Source organism: Streptomyces sp. NPDC096152, from assembly GCF_044763235.1.
GTDB lineage: Bacteria > Actinomycetota > Actinomycetes > Streptomycetales > Streptomycetaceae > Streptomyces.
Genome location: NZ_JBIWFW010000007.1, coordinates 35,276 through 48,463, shown reverse-complemented (window position 1 = coordinate 48,463; position 13,188 = coordinate 35,276). Strand labels below are relative to the sequence as shown.

The following is a 13,188-nucleotide window of genomic DNA, read 5'->3' as shown; positions in this document are numbered from 1 at the left end:
CCGCACCCAGCTCCGCGCTCTCCGCTCTCCCGCCCGCACCGCCCAGGCAGCCCGAAGGGGGAATCGCCGTGCCTGCTCTCGCTCTTGTCTCCGCCGTCCTCGTCCTCGGCTTCGAACAACTCGTCCAGTGGAAGTTCGGGGCGATGGGCATCATCGGCCTGCTGCTGCTCACCATCGGCGTCAAGGCCAAGAACCCGACCATCGGCTCCATCGGGGCCGTGGTGCTGGCGATGCTGGTCGCCGGCCCCATCCTGTGAGGCACGCCGCCCGCGAGGTGCGCCGCCTACGAGGTGCGCCTCCTGGGTGGCGCGGCCGCCTCAGCTCGTGAGCAGCAGCTCCGAACTGATCGTCTCCCACAGTGCGTCGAACCACAGGTGCGACTGCTCGACGAACGTCGTGTCGCGCGACCCGGCCCCCTGCTCGAAGGCGAACAGCATCGACTGCGTGCCCTCGGCGTCGTACAGCTCCAGGTGCTCCTGGTCGATCTCCTCCGCGCGCCGCCGCAGCGTGTAGTACGCGAAGAGCGCCTCCGCCCCGTTGAGCAGGTACAGCTTGACGGGCGGGGTGAAGGGCAGGGCGCGGAAGGTGACCCGCACGTCGATGCCGTGGGTGGAGCGCAGGGCCAGCAGGTTGTGCCGGAGCACCTGCCCCTGCGCGTTGCGCTGGGCCAGCCAGCGCCCGCGCAGCCGGCCCGCGGCCGAGGCGGCGTCCACCGGCGCCGGGAAGGCCAGCTCGATGTCACGGCTGGGCAGCAGGACCCGGACGTCGACCTTGGCCGGTTTCAGTCGCCCGGCGTGGATCTGGCGCAACGGTTCGCCGATGGCGAGCGTGAGCGAGATCGCGGTCAGGCACAGGGCGTCTATCTCCACGTGCGGGGCCGCGAAGGCGGCGGCGATGTGGCGCGCGAGGGCGGCCGAGGTGGGCTGGGGCAGGCCGGCCGGGCCGGTCAGGGCCAGGGCCGGGTCGGGCACGACGGTCGCCGGGCTCCCTTTGGAGACGTTCGTCAGCAGGTGCTCGGCCTGCAGGATGCGCAGGGCCTGCCGTACGGCCCCGCGTTCCACGCCGAACTCGTGGGACAGCTCGGCCTGCGTGGGCATGCGCTGCCCCGGCCGCAGCACGCCGGTCCTGATCCGGTGCCGCAGTTCGTCGGCCACCTCACGGTGTGACGGTTGTGGCCGTTGTGGCCTCTTCCGCCCACTGGCGGAGGCGTGTTCCGGGTCCACGGCCAAACAGTACAACTTCCCGCCATCTTCAGGCAGTTCGCGGAAAGGTGGTTATGAGTCGCTTCCAAGCGGAGATAAGAGGAGTGAAGTTGGTAGCCAACTTCTACGACATGGTCAAACTTCCCGAGTGTTGGCCACCAGGGTGACAGTCGGGGAACGTCGGATCGGGCTCCCTTCCGGAGGGGAGCCGGGAGCTCGGCCCACGCGCACCGCCACAAATGAACAGCCGTCGCAGCCACAACCGAACATCGGCACAGCCACAACAGAACATCGTGCACAGCCACAACCGCATACGGGCACAGCCACAACCGAACAGCCAGGCTACGGATGCCTCAGCCCCTGTCGGCGACGGGAAGGAGGGCTCAGAAGACGTCCGGGCACCAAGGGCGCCTGGACGTACGCAGCAGGGCGTCGGCCACTCGGCCGGCGCCCGCTCGGTCTTCCCGGACCCTGCCGAGCGCCGCCAGCCGCACCGCCGACTCGTCGCCGAGCCACAGCGCCGACAGCTCCCCCACGCCCAGCGTCAGGTCCGGGTTCTGCCTCGTCGGCGTGCAGGACGCCCCGCCGGCCGAGGCCTCCAGCCGCAGCCGCCCGCCGGTCAGCCCGTCCGGGTCGACGACCTCGAGCACCAGCGTCCCCTCCCCGTCGTACGTCCGCGCCTCCAGCGCCCGTACGACGTCCAGGATCCGCACCCACAGCCAGTCCGCCTGCGTGGTGATCCTGGCCGCCCGCGGGTCCGGCAGGAAGAGGGGGAGCAGGTCGTCGGGGGACCGCCAGCCGCTCTTGACCGTGGTGATCCAGTCGATCGAGCACAGATAGCGCCACAGGGCGCGCTCCGCGGCCGGGCTCACGGCGATCAGGCCCCTCACCGTGGCGGTGTTCAGGGGCTGCTTGGCGTCGGCCCAGGTGTCGTCGCACACGTAGGTGACCAGTCCCTCGACCGTGCCGTCCGCGGAGCGGTACACGGCGTAGAAGGGCTCGGTCCACGGAAGGCGGTCCTGGCGCAGCGCGCCGGTGCTGAGCTGCCACCAGCGCTCGTCGCGATCGATCACGCCGGGCCGGCTGCCGCGCAGCCGCTCGTGCAGTTCGGGACCCAGCTTGCGCACCTCCTCGCCCGTCACGAGGTCGATGCGGCCGCCGTCCGGCGGGCCGGACAGGCGGGGGTCGAGACCGGCGCGGGGCACGTCGACGGTCCACTCGGTCGCCCAGGTGGCGGGGCCGAAGCCGTAGCGGCCGTAGATCGGGTACTCGGCGGCGATCAGGGTGGCGACGACGTCACCGCGCTCCTTCGCGGCCGCCAGGTCCTGGGCCATCATGCGGGTCAGCAGACCGCGGCGGCGGTGGGTGGCGGTGACGGTGACGTTGGTGATGGCGTCCGCGGGGACCGGGGCGCCGCCGACGGCCGTGAGCTCCTGCGCGAAGGAGCGGAACGTGGCGACGCACCGCCGGTCGTCGAAGGCGCCGAGGGTGCGGGAGGGAACGATGTACGTACTGCGCTCGGCGACCTCGCGGTCGGAGACCTCGGGCGCACGCAGAAAGCCGGTGTGCACCGCCCGGATCCAGTCGGGTATCTCATCCTCGCGGATCGGACGGATGTCGATGTCGGGGCGGCCAGTCATGGGTCGACGGTAGGGGGCGGCGGTGGGAGGTGTCGCGGGATTTTCCCGCGCGCCACGCACCACGCGCCACACACCGGCACACCACGCGCCACACACCGGCACACCACGCGCCACACACCGGCACACCACGCGCCACACACCGGCACACCGCGCGCCACACCCCGGCACACCGCGCGCCACAGACCGACCGGCACCGACCGGGGGCGGGCGGTCCGCGGGACCGCCGCGGCCGCCACGTCCCCGGCGTCGCCCGACCAGGTCGTCACATGAGCAGATCGTCCACCTGGGCCTCCCCCTCCCGGTACCGGCGGGCGATCTCGGCGCTGCAGTCGTCGGCCGTGCGCTGGAGGCGCTGCCGGCGCCGGGACACCTGCTGCTCGTAGCGCACCAGCCGCCCCATCGCCGCGTTCAGCTCCAGGTCGGTGCGGGCGCCGAGGTCCGACAGCTCGACCTCGCCGAGCATCTCCGCGGCCAGCCGCCGGTACTCCTCGCTGTGCGGGGGGCCGAGCGTCACATGCCGCGCGGAGGAACGCTGCCGGGCGGGCGCGTCCCGCAGGATCTCCGCGAGCCGCTCCACGACCGACCCCGGCCCGGACCCGGCCCCGGACGACCGCCCGGGCGCCCCGCTCTCCCCGGTCGTCCCGCCCACCCCCGGGGCCTGCCCGGCCCCGCACGCGCCGGCCGTCCCGGCGGGCGCGGGCTGCGCGGGTCCGCGCCGGACCAGTTCCGCGCGCAGGATGTCGATGCGGCCCTGCAGCAGCCGCCGTACGTAGCTCAGGTCGGCCTCGTCGCGCTGGGCCTGGCGGCGCAGGGTGCGCAACTCCGGCAGACTGGGCACGGTCAGGTCGCGCTCCGGCAGGTCCGTCGGCAGCCAGGGGCTGTCCGTGCGCTGCACGGGCGGCCGGTGGGTCTCCCCACCGGCCGCCCGGACCAGCGAGACCGCCACGGGCGGCTGCCCGGTACTCGATGTGCTCATGCGCCCCTACCGTCCCCTCGACCGGCGCGTACGGGAGCATCGTGCCACCCCGAGTGGCCAGTATGTGACCGAGTGCCCCCGATCGGCCCCAGATGGGGGGTTACGGAGCAGAAAGAAGCACGATATGGCCGGACCGGTCCGGCCGCGGGCCATGACCGACCGCCCGGCATGATGGTCCCCATGCGTGCAGTGGTGCAGAGGGTGGACGGCGCGAGCGTCGTCGTGGACGGCGAGACGGTGGGGGCCATCGAGGGCGAGGGGCTGTGCGTCCTCGTCGGGGTCACCCACGAGGACACGAAGGAGAAGGCGGCGCAGCTCGCCCGCAAGCTCTGGTCGATCCGCATGCTGCACGACGAGAGGTCGTGCAGCGACACGAACGCCCCGCTCCTGGTGATCAGCCAGTTCACCCTCTACGGCGACGCCCGCAAGGGCCGCCGCCCCACCTGGAACGCGGCCGCCCCCGGCGAGGTCGCCGAGCCGCTCGTCGACGAGGTGGTCGCCCAGCTGCGGTCCCTGGGCGCGACGGTGGCGACGGGCCGGTTCGGGGCGCGGATGCGGGTGGCGCTGACGAACGACGGCCCGTTCACCGTCCTGCTGGAGATGTGAGCGGGCCCCGAGGCTTTCGGGGCCCGGGCCGCTACGGCTCGACGACGACTTCCTGCGCCGCCGCGGTGTCCCCCGCCAGCAGCGGCGCGTCCACCGGGACGTTCCGCTTGACCAGGGCGAGCGCGATCGGGCCCAGCTCGTGGTGGCGCACGGAGGTGGTGACGAAGCCGATCTTGCGGCCGTCCGGGCCGTCGGCGGCGAGGCGGACGTCGGTACCGTGCGCCGGCAGGTGCACCTCGCTGCCGTCGAGGTGCAGGAAGACCAGGCGGCGCGGCGGCTTGCCGAGGTTCTGCACCCGGGCCACGGTCTCCTGGCCGCGGTAGCAGCCCTTCTGCAGGTGCACGGCCGTGCCGATCCAGCCCAGCTCGTGCGGGATGGTGCGGTGGTCGGTCTCGAAGCCGAGGCGCGGGCGGTGCTGCTCCACGCGCAGGGCCTCGAAGGCGAGCAGCCCGACGGGCGGGCCGGCCTTCTCCGCGTACGACTCCAGGTCCGCGCGGGGCAGGAAGAGGTCACGCCCGTACGCCGTCTCGCGGACGACGACGCCCTCGGGGACCTCGGCGATCGAGCCGGCGGGCAGGTGCACCACCGCGAAGTCGGCGGTCCGGTCGGCCACCTCGACCCGGTAGAAGAACTTCATCGACTCCAGGTACGCGACCAGCGCGTCCTGGGTGCCGGGCTCCACATGGGCCCAGACCGTCTCGCCGTCGTCCACCAGGTACAGGGCGTGCTCGATGTGGCCGTGCGCGGAAAGGATCAGCGCCTCGGTGGCCTCACCCACGGGCAGGTCGCTGACGTGCTGGGTGAGCAGCAGGTGCAGCCAGCTCAGCCGGTCGGCGCCGCTGACGGTGACGACTCCGCGGTGGGAGAGGTCGACGAATCCGGTGCCGTCGGCAAGGGCTCGCTGTTCGCGGAACAGGTCGCCGTAGTGGGCGGCGACCCCTTCGTCGACGCCCTCGGCGGCGACGGCGCCGGGCAGGGACAGCAGGGGGCTCTTCATGGACACAAGCCTAAGACTTGGCAGTTGAACTCTTGAGCGAGCAGTCCCGGCAGCGACCGAAGATCGCGAAGTGCTTCATGTCGGTCTCGAAGCCGAACTCCCCGCGCAGCTTGGCGGTGAACTCGGCGGCCACGTCCAGGTCGGCCTCGATGACGTTGGTGCAGTCGCGGCAGACCAGGTGGAGGTGGTGGTGCCGGTCCGCCAGGTGGTAGGTCGGCGCGCCGTGCCCGAGGTGGGCGTGGCTGACCAGACCGAGCTCCTCCAGGAGCTCCAGGGTGCGGTACACGGTGGAGATGTTGACCCCCGACGCCGTCTTCCTCACCTCGCCGAGGATGTCGTCGGGGGTCGCGTGCTCCAGGGTGTCCACGGCTTCGAGCACGAGTTGCCGCTGCGGGGTCAGCCGGTAGCCGCGCTGCCGCAGGTCCGTCTTCCAGTCGGTGCTCACCACACTGAAAGTCTAGGACGACCCGGACCGGGGGCTTACTTGAAGAAGGCGATCCCGTCGTCCGGAAGGTCGTCCGGGAGGGCCTTGGCCCAGCGCTCGACCTCCTCGGGGGTGACGACCTTCTTCAGGTGGGCGGACATGTAGGGGCGCAGCTCCACCTCGGGGGTCTGCTTCTCGCCGACCCACATCAGGTCGCTCTTGACGTAGCCGTACAGCCGCTTGCCGCCGCTGTAGGGGCGGGCGGCGGCGGTGCGCGCCATGGTGTCGGTGGCGAGGTCGATCTGCGGCTTCTTGTCGGCCATCTCGCCGTACCAGATCTCGATCACGCCGTCGTCGCGGGTCATCGTGACCTCGACCCTGCGGTCGCTGTCGATCCGCCAGAAGCCGGACTCGGACTCCAGCGGACGGACCTTGTTGCCGTCCTTGTCCAGCACCCAGGTGTGCGAGTGGTACTCGAGGAAGTCCCGCCCGTCGTGGGTGAACGTGACCTCCTGACCGAAGTTGCACTTCTCGGCGCCGGGGAAGTCGTGCACGCCCGCACCGGCCCAGTTGCCGAGCAGGAAGGCGAGGGGGACCAGGTCCTTGTGGAGGTCGGACGGGATCTCGATCATGAGCAGCTCTTCGTCGTGGCCGTCTGGGAGGTCGGGGTCAGCGCTGGCCCTGGTACAGCTTCTTCACGGTCAGCCCGGCGAAGGCGAGGACGCCGACGCAGACCAGGACCAGCAGGATTTCGTAGAAGAGTTCCACGGGGGTGTGCTCCTTGCGGTGAGCGTGGTGCGGTACTTACGGGGCCGGGCCCCAGCTTACGCGGCCGGGGCCCGGGCCTCTCGACGAGGTGCTCCCGCGGGAGCTCAGCCGAGCAGCTCGCTCTGCAGGGTCACCGTCTGCTGGAACGGCACGGCCGGTGCGCCGCCCTTCCGGGACTGGGTGATCACCGCGACGGTGTCGCCGGCGGAGAGGTAGGCCTGGCGCACCTGCTCGGTGCCGTACGGCCTCGGCTCGACGTACACGGTGCGCGCGATGCCGTCGACCGCCGCCGCGTCGGGGAACGCGTCGTCGTGGACGGCTGTCTGCGCACCGACGCAGGTGCCGGCGGCGAGGCCGAGCGCGGCCGCCGCGGCGACCAGAACCGCGGTACCGCGGCTCCGGCCGCGCGGGACCCGGGCGCCCCCCGCTGCCCCCGCGGCTTCTCCGTCTCCCTCCCCTGCTGCTGCTTCCGCTTTTTCTGCCTCTTCGGGCACTTCCACAACGTCCCCAGCAATATGAAGCGCACATGCCATACGTGCGCTCCACGGGAGACCCCTGGCCGAAGCCCGTGGTTGTAGAGGCGGTGATTACGATTCAGCCATGGCGAAGAAGCTCGTGATCAAGGTGACGGCCGGGGCGGACGCCCCCGAGCGCTGCTCGCAGGCGTTCACGGTGGCGGCGGTGGCGGTGGCCAGCGGGGTCGACGTCTCGCTGTGGCTGACCGGCGAATCGTCGTGGTTCGCGCTGCCGGGCCGGGCCGCGGAGTTCGAGCTGCCGCACGCGGCCCCGCTGCCCGACCTGATCGAGTCGATCCTGGCGGCCGGGCGCATCACCCTGTGCACGCAGTGCGCGGCCCGCCGCGAGATCACGGAGAAGGACGTCCTGGAGGGCGTGCGGATCGCCGGCGCGCAGGTCTTCGTGCAGGAGGCTCTGGGGGACGGGACGCAGGCGCTCGTCTACTGAGAGACCGGCGGGCGCCCCGGAGTACCCGGCGCGGCTAGTGGCGCTTCTTGCCGTCGAGCTCGTCCCACCACTCGTCCGACTGGGGGTCGCCCGACGGGTCGTCCCACCAGCGGTCCTCGGGGCCGCGCCGGTTGGCGATCACCGCGGCCACGGGCGGGATCACCATGGCCACCACGCACATGGCGACCGCGGCCGGGACCGACCACAGGCGCACCACGCCCCACGCCAGGACGAACAGCGTGATGCAGATGCCCATCATGGCGAAGTACACGTGACGCCGTCGTGCGTACATGGGTCCAGCGTAGGTCGCCCCGGCGGGGCGGGGCACGCCGGAGGGCCGCACCCCAGGCGTCCAACCCGGGGGGTGCGGCCCTCCGTCGTACCGGTCGTCCGGAGTCCGGATCAGACCGCGATCGCGACCTCCGCGAGGCCGCCCTTCTGGGCGACGACCGTGCGGTCGGCGCTGCCGCCGGGGACGAGGGCCCGCAGGGTCCAGGTGCCCTCGGCCGCGTAGAACCGGAACTGGCCGGTGGCGGAGGTGGGCACCTCCGCGGTGAACTCGCCGGTCGAGTCCAGCAGCCGGACGTAGCCCGTCACCGGCTCTCCGTCGCGGGTCACGTGGCCCTGGATCGTCGTCTCACCGGGCTTGATCGTCGAGGCGTCGGGGCCACCGGCCTTCGCTCCACACATGTGCTTCTCCAGAGGTCAGATAGGTCGAGAGGTCTTACTTGCCGGCGCCGAGCTCGATCGGCACGCCCACCAGGGAGCCGTACTCGGTCCAGGAGCCGTCGTAGTTCTTGACGTTCGGGACCTCGAGCAGCTCGTGCAGCACGAACCAGGTCAGCGCGGAGCGCTCACCGATGCGGCAGTAGGCGATGGTGTCCTTGGCCAGGTCCACGTCCTCGCCGGCGTAGAGCTCCTTGAGCTCCTCGTCCGACTTGAAGGTGCCGTCGTCGTTGGCGTTCTTCGACCACGGGATGTTCCGGGCGGTCGGGACGTGGCCCGGGCGCTGCGACTGCTCCTGCGGCAGGTGCGCCGGGGCGAGCAGCTTGCCGGAGAACTCGTCGGGGGAGCGGACGTCGACCAGGTTCTGGTTGCCGATGGCCGCCACGACGTCGTCGCGGTAGGCGCGGATGGACGCGTCCTGCGGCTTGGCCTTGTACGAGGTCCTGGCGCGCTCGGGCACGTCGGTGCCGTCGACCAGCTCGCGGGCGTCCAGTTCCCACTTCTTGCGGCCGCCGTCGAGGAGCTTGACGTTCTCGTGGCCGTAGAGCTTGAAGTACCAGTAGGCGTACGAGGCGAACCAGTTGTTGTTGCCGCCGTAGAGGATCACCGTGTGGTCGTTGGCGATGCCCTTCTCCGACAGGAGCTTCTCGAAGCCCTCCTGGTCGACGAAGTCACGGCGGACGGGGTCCTGGAGGTCGTCGGTCCAGTCGATCCGGATGGCGTTCTTGATGTGGTTCTTGTCGTACGCGGACGTGTCCTCGTCCACCTCGACGATGGCGATGCTCGGGTCGTCCAGGTGGTCCTGGACCCAGTCGGCGTCGACCAGGACGTCGCTGCGGCTCATGCTCAATCTCCTCCGGGGCAGTTACGGCGGGGCGTGCGAGTGCGAAGGGCGCGGGTACGCGGCTGGGCGCCTGTGTACGCGGCGCGCGGAGGGCCCCGGTTCGGACGGCGGGGCCGGGGATACGGGAGGCGGAGCTCCCGCTCAGAAGGGGCGACAGAGCATGGCGGCGACGCGGCACAGGTCTACTGCCCGCCGCTTCGTGAGATCCGCCTGTCCCCGCGACCGGAGGACGCTTGTCTGACACTGCATGGGCTCGATCGTAGGGAGGTACGGGCGGACATGTCACCGGCGTGTCGCATGGTGAGATGCGATCGTCCGTGATGTGAAACGCGAGCGGCGCCCGAGCCGTCGCCGCGCGGCCGCCGGGCCTCCGGGCCGTCCGCGCATCTACGGTGCGGACGGGCCCGTCTCACCTGCCGGACGTCCGTCCCGGCACCGTCCACCGCAAAGGGTCCTACCCGGCGAGCTTGACGTGCGCGCCCTTCACCGTGATCTCGACGCCGTCCCGCGCAGCCCGCACCGAGTCCAGCCGGATGCCGCCGGGCAGCTGGTCGATCGCCTGCTGGAAGTCGGTGATCGCGCGGATCCGGCCCTCGGCGAGCCGCACGCCGCCGAACGCGGGCAGGGCGTCGGCCTTCACCCCCACCTCGTTGCCGCGGACCGTGACGGAGCTGAGCACCGAGACCGGCTTGGGCAGCCGGGTGCCGAGCACGGTGGCCTCCACCGCGACCTTGATCTTGCCGTTGCCGCCGTCGGACAGGCCGACCACGCGGGCGGTGATGCCGGGGGCGACCCGGGTGGGCTGGAACTTGGCGGTCCTCAGCAGTTCGTCGTAGCCGATGGTCGCGGTGCCGGTGGCAGTGGCGGCCGTGGCGGAGCTGTAGTCGCCGGAGAAGGTGACGCCCCTCATGTCGGCCTCGAGGTCGTCGATACGGATCGTCTGCCCGCCCTTGCCGGTGGCGGCCTCGTAGTCCTTGATACCGACCTGGACGTCGTCCAGCTCGCCGTTCGCCACCTGGGTGAGGAAGGGGAAGCCCTTGATGGACACGTCCGGGGTGCGGTCCAGGTTCTCGGTGGCCTTCAGCTTGTCGGCCGCCTTCCCCTCGGCGAAGTGCACCGCGAGCCGGTCGGCCGCCACGAACAGCCCGCCCAGGATGACGACGACGACCAGAAGTATTCGCAGCGCGCGCATGTTCCCCCAACCCGGACGGTCCTCGACGACCGGATGGCCGTCACGCGCGAGCGTAAACCCCGGGACGGGACCGGCCGGGAATCTGTCGATCATTTGTGACAGGCGGCCGGCCCGCACCACCGGCCGGAACGGCCGCCCCCGGCCGCTACCCGAGCGCCCGCCCCAGCACCCACACCGCCGGGGCCGCGGCCGCCAGGGGCAGGGCCACGCCGGCCGTGAAGTGCACGAAGCGCGAGGGGTAGTCGTAGCTCGCGGCCCGGTGGCCGGCCAGCGCGCACACCGCGGCGCCCGCGCCGAGCAGCGCGCCCCTGGCGCCCAGGCCGGTCATCCCCCCGACCGCGATGCCCGCTCCCGCCGCCGCCAGCAGCGAGACGACCACGGAGACCGGCGTCGGCAGCGGCAGCGCGCGGGCCAGGACGGCGACGGCGACCGCCGCCCCGCCGACCGCGACCGCGTCGGCCCCGGCGGCGAGGTAGCCCGTCGCGATGATCGCCAGCGCCGCCGCGGCGACGGTCGCCATCAGGCCGTGCATCCGCTCGTCCGGGTCGGCGTGGGAGCGCAGTTGCAGGGCGAGGGCGAGCAGGACCCACACGCCGAGCGTGCCCAGGATCGCGGCGGGGGCGTGCGCCCGGCCCGCAACCAGCAGCGCCGCGTCCGCGGCGAGCGCGCCCGCGAAGCCCAGGGCGATGCCCTGCCGCGCGGGCCACATGCCGTTCAGCCGGAACCAGCCCGCGGCCGTCACGGCCTGGAGCGCGACCAGCGGGACGAGCAGGGCGTAGGAGCCGAGCCCCGCCGCCCCGGCCAGCAGCAGGCCGAGGAGCGCGGTGAGCGCGGCCGGCTGCATCCCGGGTTCGATGATCGGCGAGCGGCCCTCGGCGCGGGCCCGCTGCGCGTCGGTGACGCGGGTGTTGCCGGCGAGGGTGGCGGGGCCGTACGTGGGCTGCGCCTCCGGGGACTCCCCTGGCGCCGCGCCGCGCGCGGCGGCGGACCGGGCCGGGGCGGTGGGCGCCGCCGTGGGGCCCGCGCCGCCCGGGGCGCCGTGGGCCGCCGCCGGCTCCTGGTGCCGCACCGGCGGCAGGTGGGCCGTCTCCGCCGCGGGGGCCGGCTGCTGTGTGGCGTGCGTCTGGGTGTCCCAGGTCTGCCCCTGCCACTGCTGCGTGTGCTGCTGGGCGGCCCTCGGGTCGTCGTACCCCTGCTGCTGCCCGGGCCACGCCTGCGGCTGCGGCTGCGGCTGCTGACCGCCGTACGACTGCTGGTACTGCTCCTGCGGACCGCCGTCCGGCTGCTGGTACTGCCCCTGCGGCTGCGCCCCGCCGTACGCCTGCTGGTGCTGCTGGTGCTGCTGGTGCTGCTGGGCGTACGGGTCGTATCCCTCGTACCCCTCGTGGGAAGCCCCGGGGGACCCCTCATACGGCCGATCGGTCATCGCTCACCCTCCTGCGAACGGGGGGAGCACCTCGACCGTGCCGCCCTCGATCAGCCGAACCGTCTCATGCCCGCGGGTCCCCACCGGGTCTCCGTCGACGAGGAACGAGCACCGCCGCAGGACGCGGTCGAGCTCGCCTGGGTGGCGTTCGCGCACCGCGTCGAGCGCCTCGGCGAGCGTCTCCGCCTCGTACGGCTCCTCGGCGACCCCGGCCGCGGCCTTCGCCGCCGCCCAGTAGCGCACCGTGACCTTTGCCATCCCGTCCCTCGTGTCATTCGGCAATGAACAGGCTCAGGCTAGCCCGCCTGTGCGACCGCCCAGTCCCCGATGCGGTGCAGCAGCTCGTCGCCGGCCGCGTTCTCGGCGTGGCCCATGCCGGGCTCCAGCCAGAGCTCGCCGTGGTCACCGGCGGCCGCGGCCAGCGTCCGGGGGTGGTCCAGGGGGAAGTAGCCGTCCCGGTCGCCGTGCACGATCAGCAGGGGCGTCGGGGCGATCCGGGCGACCGCCTCGACGGGGGACAGCGGGACCGGGTCCCAGTCCCGATGGTGGATCCGGGTGCGCAGCCCCGTAGCGGCCCAGCAGCCGGCCCTCGGGGCGCGTCACCAGCCAGTGCAGCCGGCGCATGGGCGCCGTGCCCCGGTAGTACCAGCGGGCCGGAGCGCTCACCGAGACCACCGCATCCGTCCGCGCCTCCGTGCGCCCCTCGGGTCCGGCACCGCCGCGAGGACCCCACAGGGCCGCGTGCCGCAGCACCACCGAGCCGCCCATCGAGAAGCCGACGGTCGCCACCCGCGTGTGCCCGAGCCGCCGCGCCCACGCCACCGCCGCCGCCAGGTCGAGCACCTCCCGGTCACCGACCGTGGACCGCCCGCCGGAGCGACCGTGGCCGCGGAAGGAGAAGGTGACCACGGCCCCGCGCCGGGCGAGGGCCCGCGCCGCCCGCCGCACGTGCGGCCGGTCCAGGTCGCCGGTGAAACCGTGCGCGATCACGAACACCGGAGCGCCGGAGGACCGCACGGACGGAGCGGACGACGGCACGGACGGAGCGGACGACGGCGAGCCGTATACGACGGGATCCGGCCCGTATACGACAGGCCCCGGCTCGTACACGGCGTCGATCGGCACTCCGTCCGCCGTGTGCAGAAGCGTCCTCACACGCGCACGTGGAGGCGTCTCAGACTCCGGGACGATCGACGAACGCGCCACATGACCTGCCGAACCCGAGCTCATGTCGGCTATTCTGCTGGGAAGAGGACTCGGGCAGTGAAGCCCCCGGGTCCTTTTGTGCTTTCGGGGAGGCGTTGTATACGACGCGGGAAACCGCAGGTGTACGGGCCGCCGGGCGCACAGTGGCCCCCTCCTGGGGCCGCGGCGGGTCCCAGGGGCGCGGGATTCGCACCACCGTACGAAGCAGTGCCGCGATG

The 13,188-nt window shown here is 72.6% G+C and carries 17 protein-coding genes and 1 pseudogene; 3 read left to right on the top strand and 15 right to left on the bottom strand.

Features of this window, described 5'->3' with window-relative positions:
• Positions 1–68: 68 nt before the first annotated feature.
• Positions 69–257 (top strand): hypothetical protein, encoded by a 189-nt coding sequence (locus tag ACIQ9G_RS23525; protein WP_403612780.1) that lies wholly within the window; start codon positions 69–71, stop codon positions 255–257.
• Positions 258–317: 60 nt separating this feature from the next.
• Here ACIQ9G_RS23525 and ACIQ9G_RS23520 read toward each other — a convergent pair whose 3' ends face one another.
• The 3 genes from ACIQ9G_RS23520 to ACIQ9G_RS23510 form a co-directional block, all read right to left on the bottom strand.
• On the bottom strand, positions 318–1,229 hold the full coding sequence (locus ACIQ9G_RS23520; protein ID WP_403612778.1) for a winged helix-turn-helix domain-containing protein: 912 nt from the start codon (positions 1,227–1,229) through the stop codon (positions 318–320).
• Positions 1,230–1,585: 356 nt separating this feature from the next.
• Positions 1,586–2,842, bottom strand: coding sequence for a GNAT family N-acetyltransferase (locus ACIQ9G_RS23515; RefSeq protein WP_403612775.1), 1,257 nt, complete (start codon positions 2,840–2,842; stop codon positions 1,586–1,588).
• A gap of 262 nt (positions 2,843–3,104) precedes the next feature.
• Positions 3,105–3,818 carry an aerial mycelium formation protein gene (locus ACIQ9G_RS23510; RefSeq protein ID WP_403612773.1) on the bottom strand — a complete coding sequence of 238 codons (714 nt, stop codon included), beginning with the start codon at positions 3,816–3,818 and terminating at the stop codon, positions 3,105–3,107.
• 180 nt (positions 3,819–3,998) lie between these two features.
• On the opposite strand from ACIQ9G_RS23510, the gene dtd reads away from it, so the two are divergent.
• Positions 3,999–4,424 carry a D-aminoacyl-tRNA deacylase gene (dtd, locus tag ACIQ9G_RS23505; protein WP_403612771.1) on the top strand — a complete coding sequence of 142 codons (426 nt, stop codon included), beginning with the start codon at positions 3,999–4,001 and terminating at the stop codon, positions 4,422–4,424.
• A 31-nt stretch (positions 4,425–4,455) separates the two neighbouring features.
• Here the strand turns inward: dtd and ACIQ9G_RS23500 are convergent, their stop codons facing one another.
• The 4 genes from ACIQ9G_RS23500 to ACIQ9G_RS23485 all read right to left on the bottom strand — a co-directional run bounded on the left by ACIQ9G_RS23500 (position 4,456) and on the right by ACIQ9G_RS23485 (position 7,107).
• Positions 4,456–5,421, bottom strand: coding sequence for a YgfZ/GcvT domain-containing protein (locus ACIQ9G_RS23500; RefSeq protein WP_403612768.1), 966 nt, complete (start codon positions 5,419–5,421; stop codon positions 4,456–4,458).
• Positions 5,422–5,431: 10 nt separating this feature from the next.
• Positions 5,432–5,869 (bottom strand): Fur family transcriptional regulator, encoded by a 438-nt coding sequence (locus ACIQ9G_RS23495; protein WP_392194259.1) that lies wholly within the window; start codon positions 5,867–5,869, stop codon positions 5,432–5,434.
• Between the two features lie 32 nt (positions 5,870–5,901).
• Positions 5,902–6,477: an FABP family protein gene (locus tag ACIQ9G_RS23490; protein ID WP_403612766.1), complete on the bottom strand. Its 576-nt coding sequence runs from the start codon at positions 6,475–6,477 to the stop codon at positions 5,902–5,904.
• A 240-nt stretch (positions 6,478–6,717) separates the two neighbouring features.
• Positions 6,718–7,107: a hypothetical protein gene (locus tag ACIQ9G_RS23485; RefSeq protein ID WP_403612763.1), complete on the bottom strand. Its 390-nt coding sequence runs from the start codon at positions 7,105–7,107 to the stop codon at positions 6,718–6,720.
• Between the two features lie 106 nt (positions 7,108–7,213).
• Here ACIQ9G_RS23485 and ACIQ9G_RS23480 point away from each other — a divergent pair, with 106 nt between their 5' ends.
• Complete coding sequence (locus ACIQ9G_RS23480; protein ID WP_403612761.1) at positions 7,214–7,576, top strand: DsrE family protein; 363 nt, start codon at positions 7,214–7,216, stop codon at positions 7,574–7,576.
• A gap of 34 nt (positions 7,577–7,610) precedes the next feature.
• Here the strand turns inward: ACIQ9G_RS23480 and ACIQ9G_RS23475 are convergent, their stop codons facing one another.
• The 8 genes and pseudogenes from ACIQ9G_RS23475 to ACIQ9G_RS23440 all read right to left on the bottom strand — a co-directional run bounded on the left by ACIQ9G_RS23475 (position 7,611) and on the right by ACIQ9G_RS23440 (position 12,994).
• Positions 7,611–7,868, bottom strand: coding sequence for a DUF3099 domain-containing protein (locus ACIQ9G_RS23475; RefSeq protein WP_356186425.1), 258 nt, complete (start codon positions 7,866–7,868; stop codon positions 7,611–7,613).
• A 110-nt stretch (positions 7,869–7,978) separates the two neighbouring features.
• The gene (locus ACIQ9G_RS23470) at positions 7,979–8,266 is read right to left on the bottom strand and encodes a DUF1416 domain-containing protein (protein ID WP_403612758.1); all 288 of its coding nucleotides are present in this window, start codon (positions 8,264–8,266) and stop codon (positions 7,979–7,981) included.
• 34 nt (positions 8,267–8,300) lie between these two features.
• Complete coding sequence (locus tag ACIQ9G_RS23465) at positions 8,301–9,146, bottom strand: sulfurtransferase (RefSeq protein ID WP_403612755.1); 846 nt, start codon at positions 9,144–9,146, stop codon at positions 8,301–8,303.
• Positions 9,147–9,287: 141 nt separating this feature from the next.
• Entirely contained in the window at positions 9,288–9,395 is a 108-nt protein-coding gene (locus ACIQ9G_RS23460; protein WP_351714517.1) for an Ms5788A family Cys-rich leader peptide, read from the bottom strand.
• 205 nt (positions 9,396–9,600) lie between these two features.
• On the bottom strand, positions 9,601–10,338 hold the full coding sequence (locus ACIQ9G_RS23455; protein WP_403612752.1) for a DUF2993 domain-containing protein: 738 nt from the start codon (positions 10,336–10,338) through the stop codon (positions 9,601–9,603).
• A gap of 145 nt (positions 10,339–10,483) precedes the next feature.
• Positions 10,484–11,764 carry a hypothetical protein gene (locus ACIQ9G_RS23450; protein ID WP_403612749.1) on the bottom strand — a complete coding sequence of 427 codons (1,281 nt, stop codon included), beginning with the start codon at positions 11,762–11,764 and terminating at the stop codon, positions 10,484–10,486.
• Between the two features lie 3 nt (positions 11,765–11,767).
• Positions 11,768–12,022, bottom strand: coding sequence for a MoaD/ThiS family protein (locus ACIQ9G_RS23445; RefSeq protein WP_403612747.1), 255 nt, complete (start codon positions 12,020–12,022; stop codon positions 11,768–11,770).
• 38 nt (positions 12,023–12,060) lie between these two features.
• Positions 12,061–12,994 (bottom strand): annotated as a pseudogene (locus tag ACIQ9G_RS23440) (alpha/beta hydrolase).
• Positions 12,995–13,188: the final 194 nt, after the last annotated feature.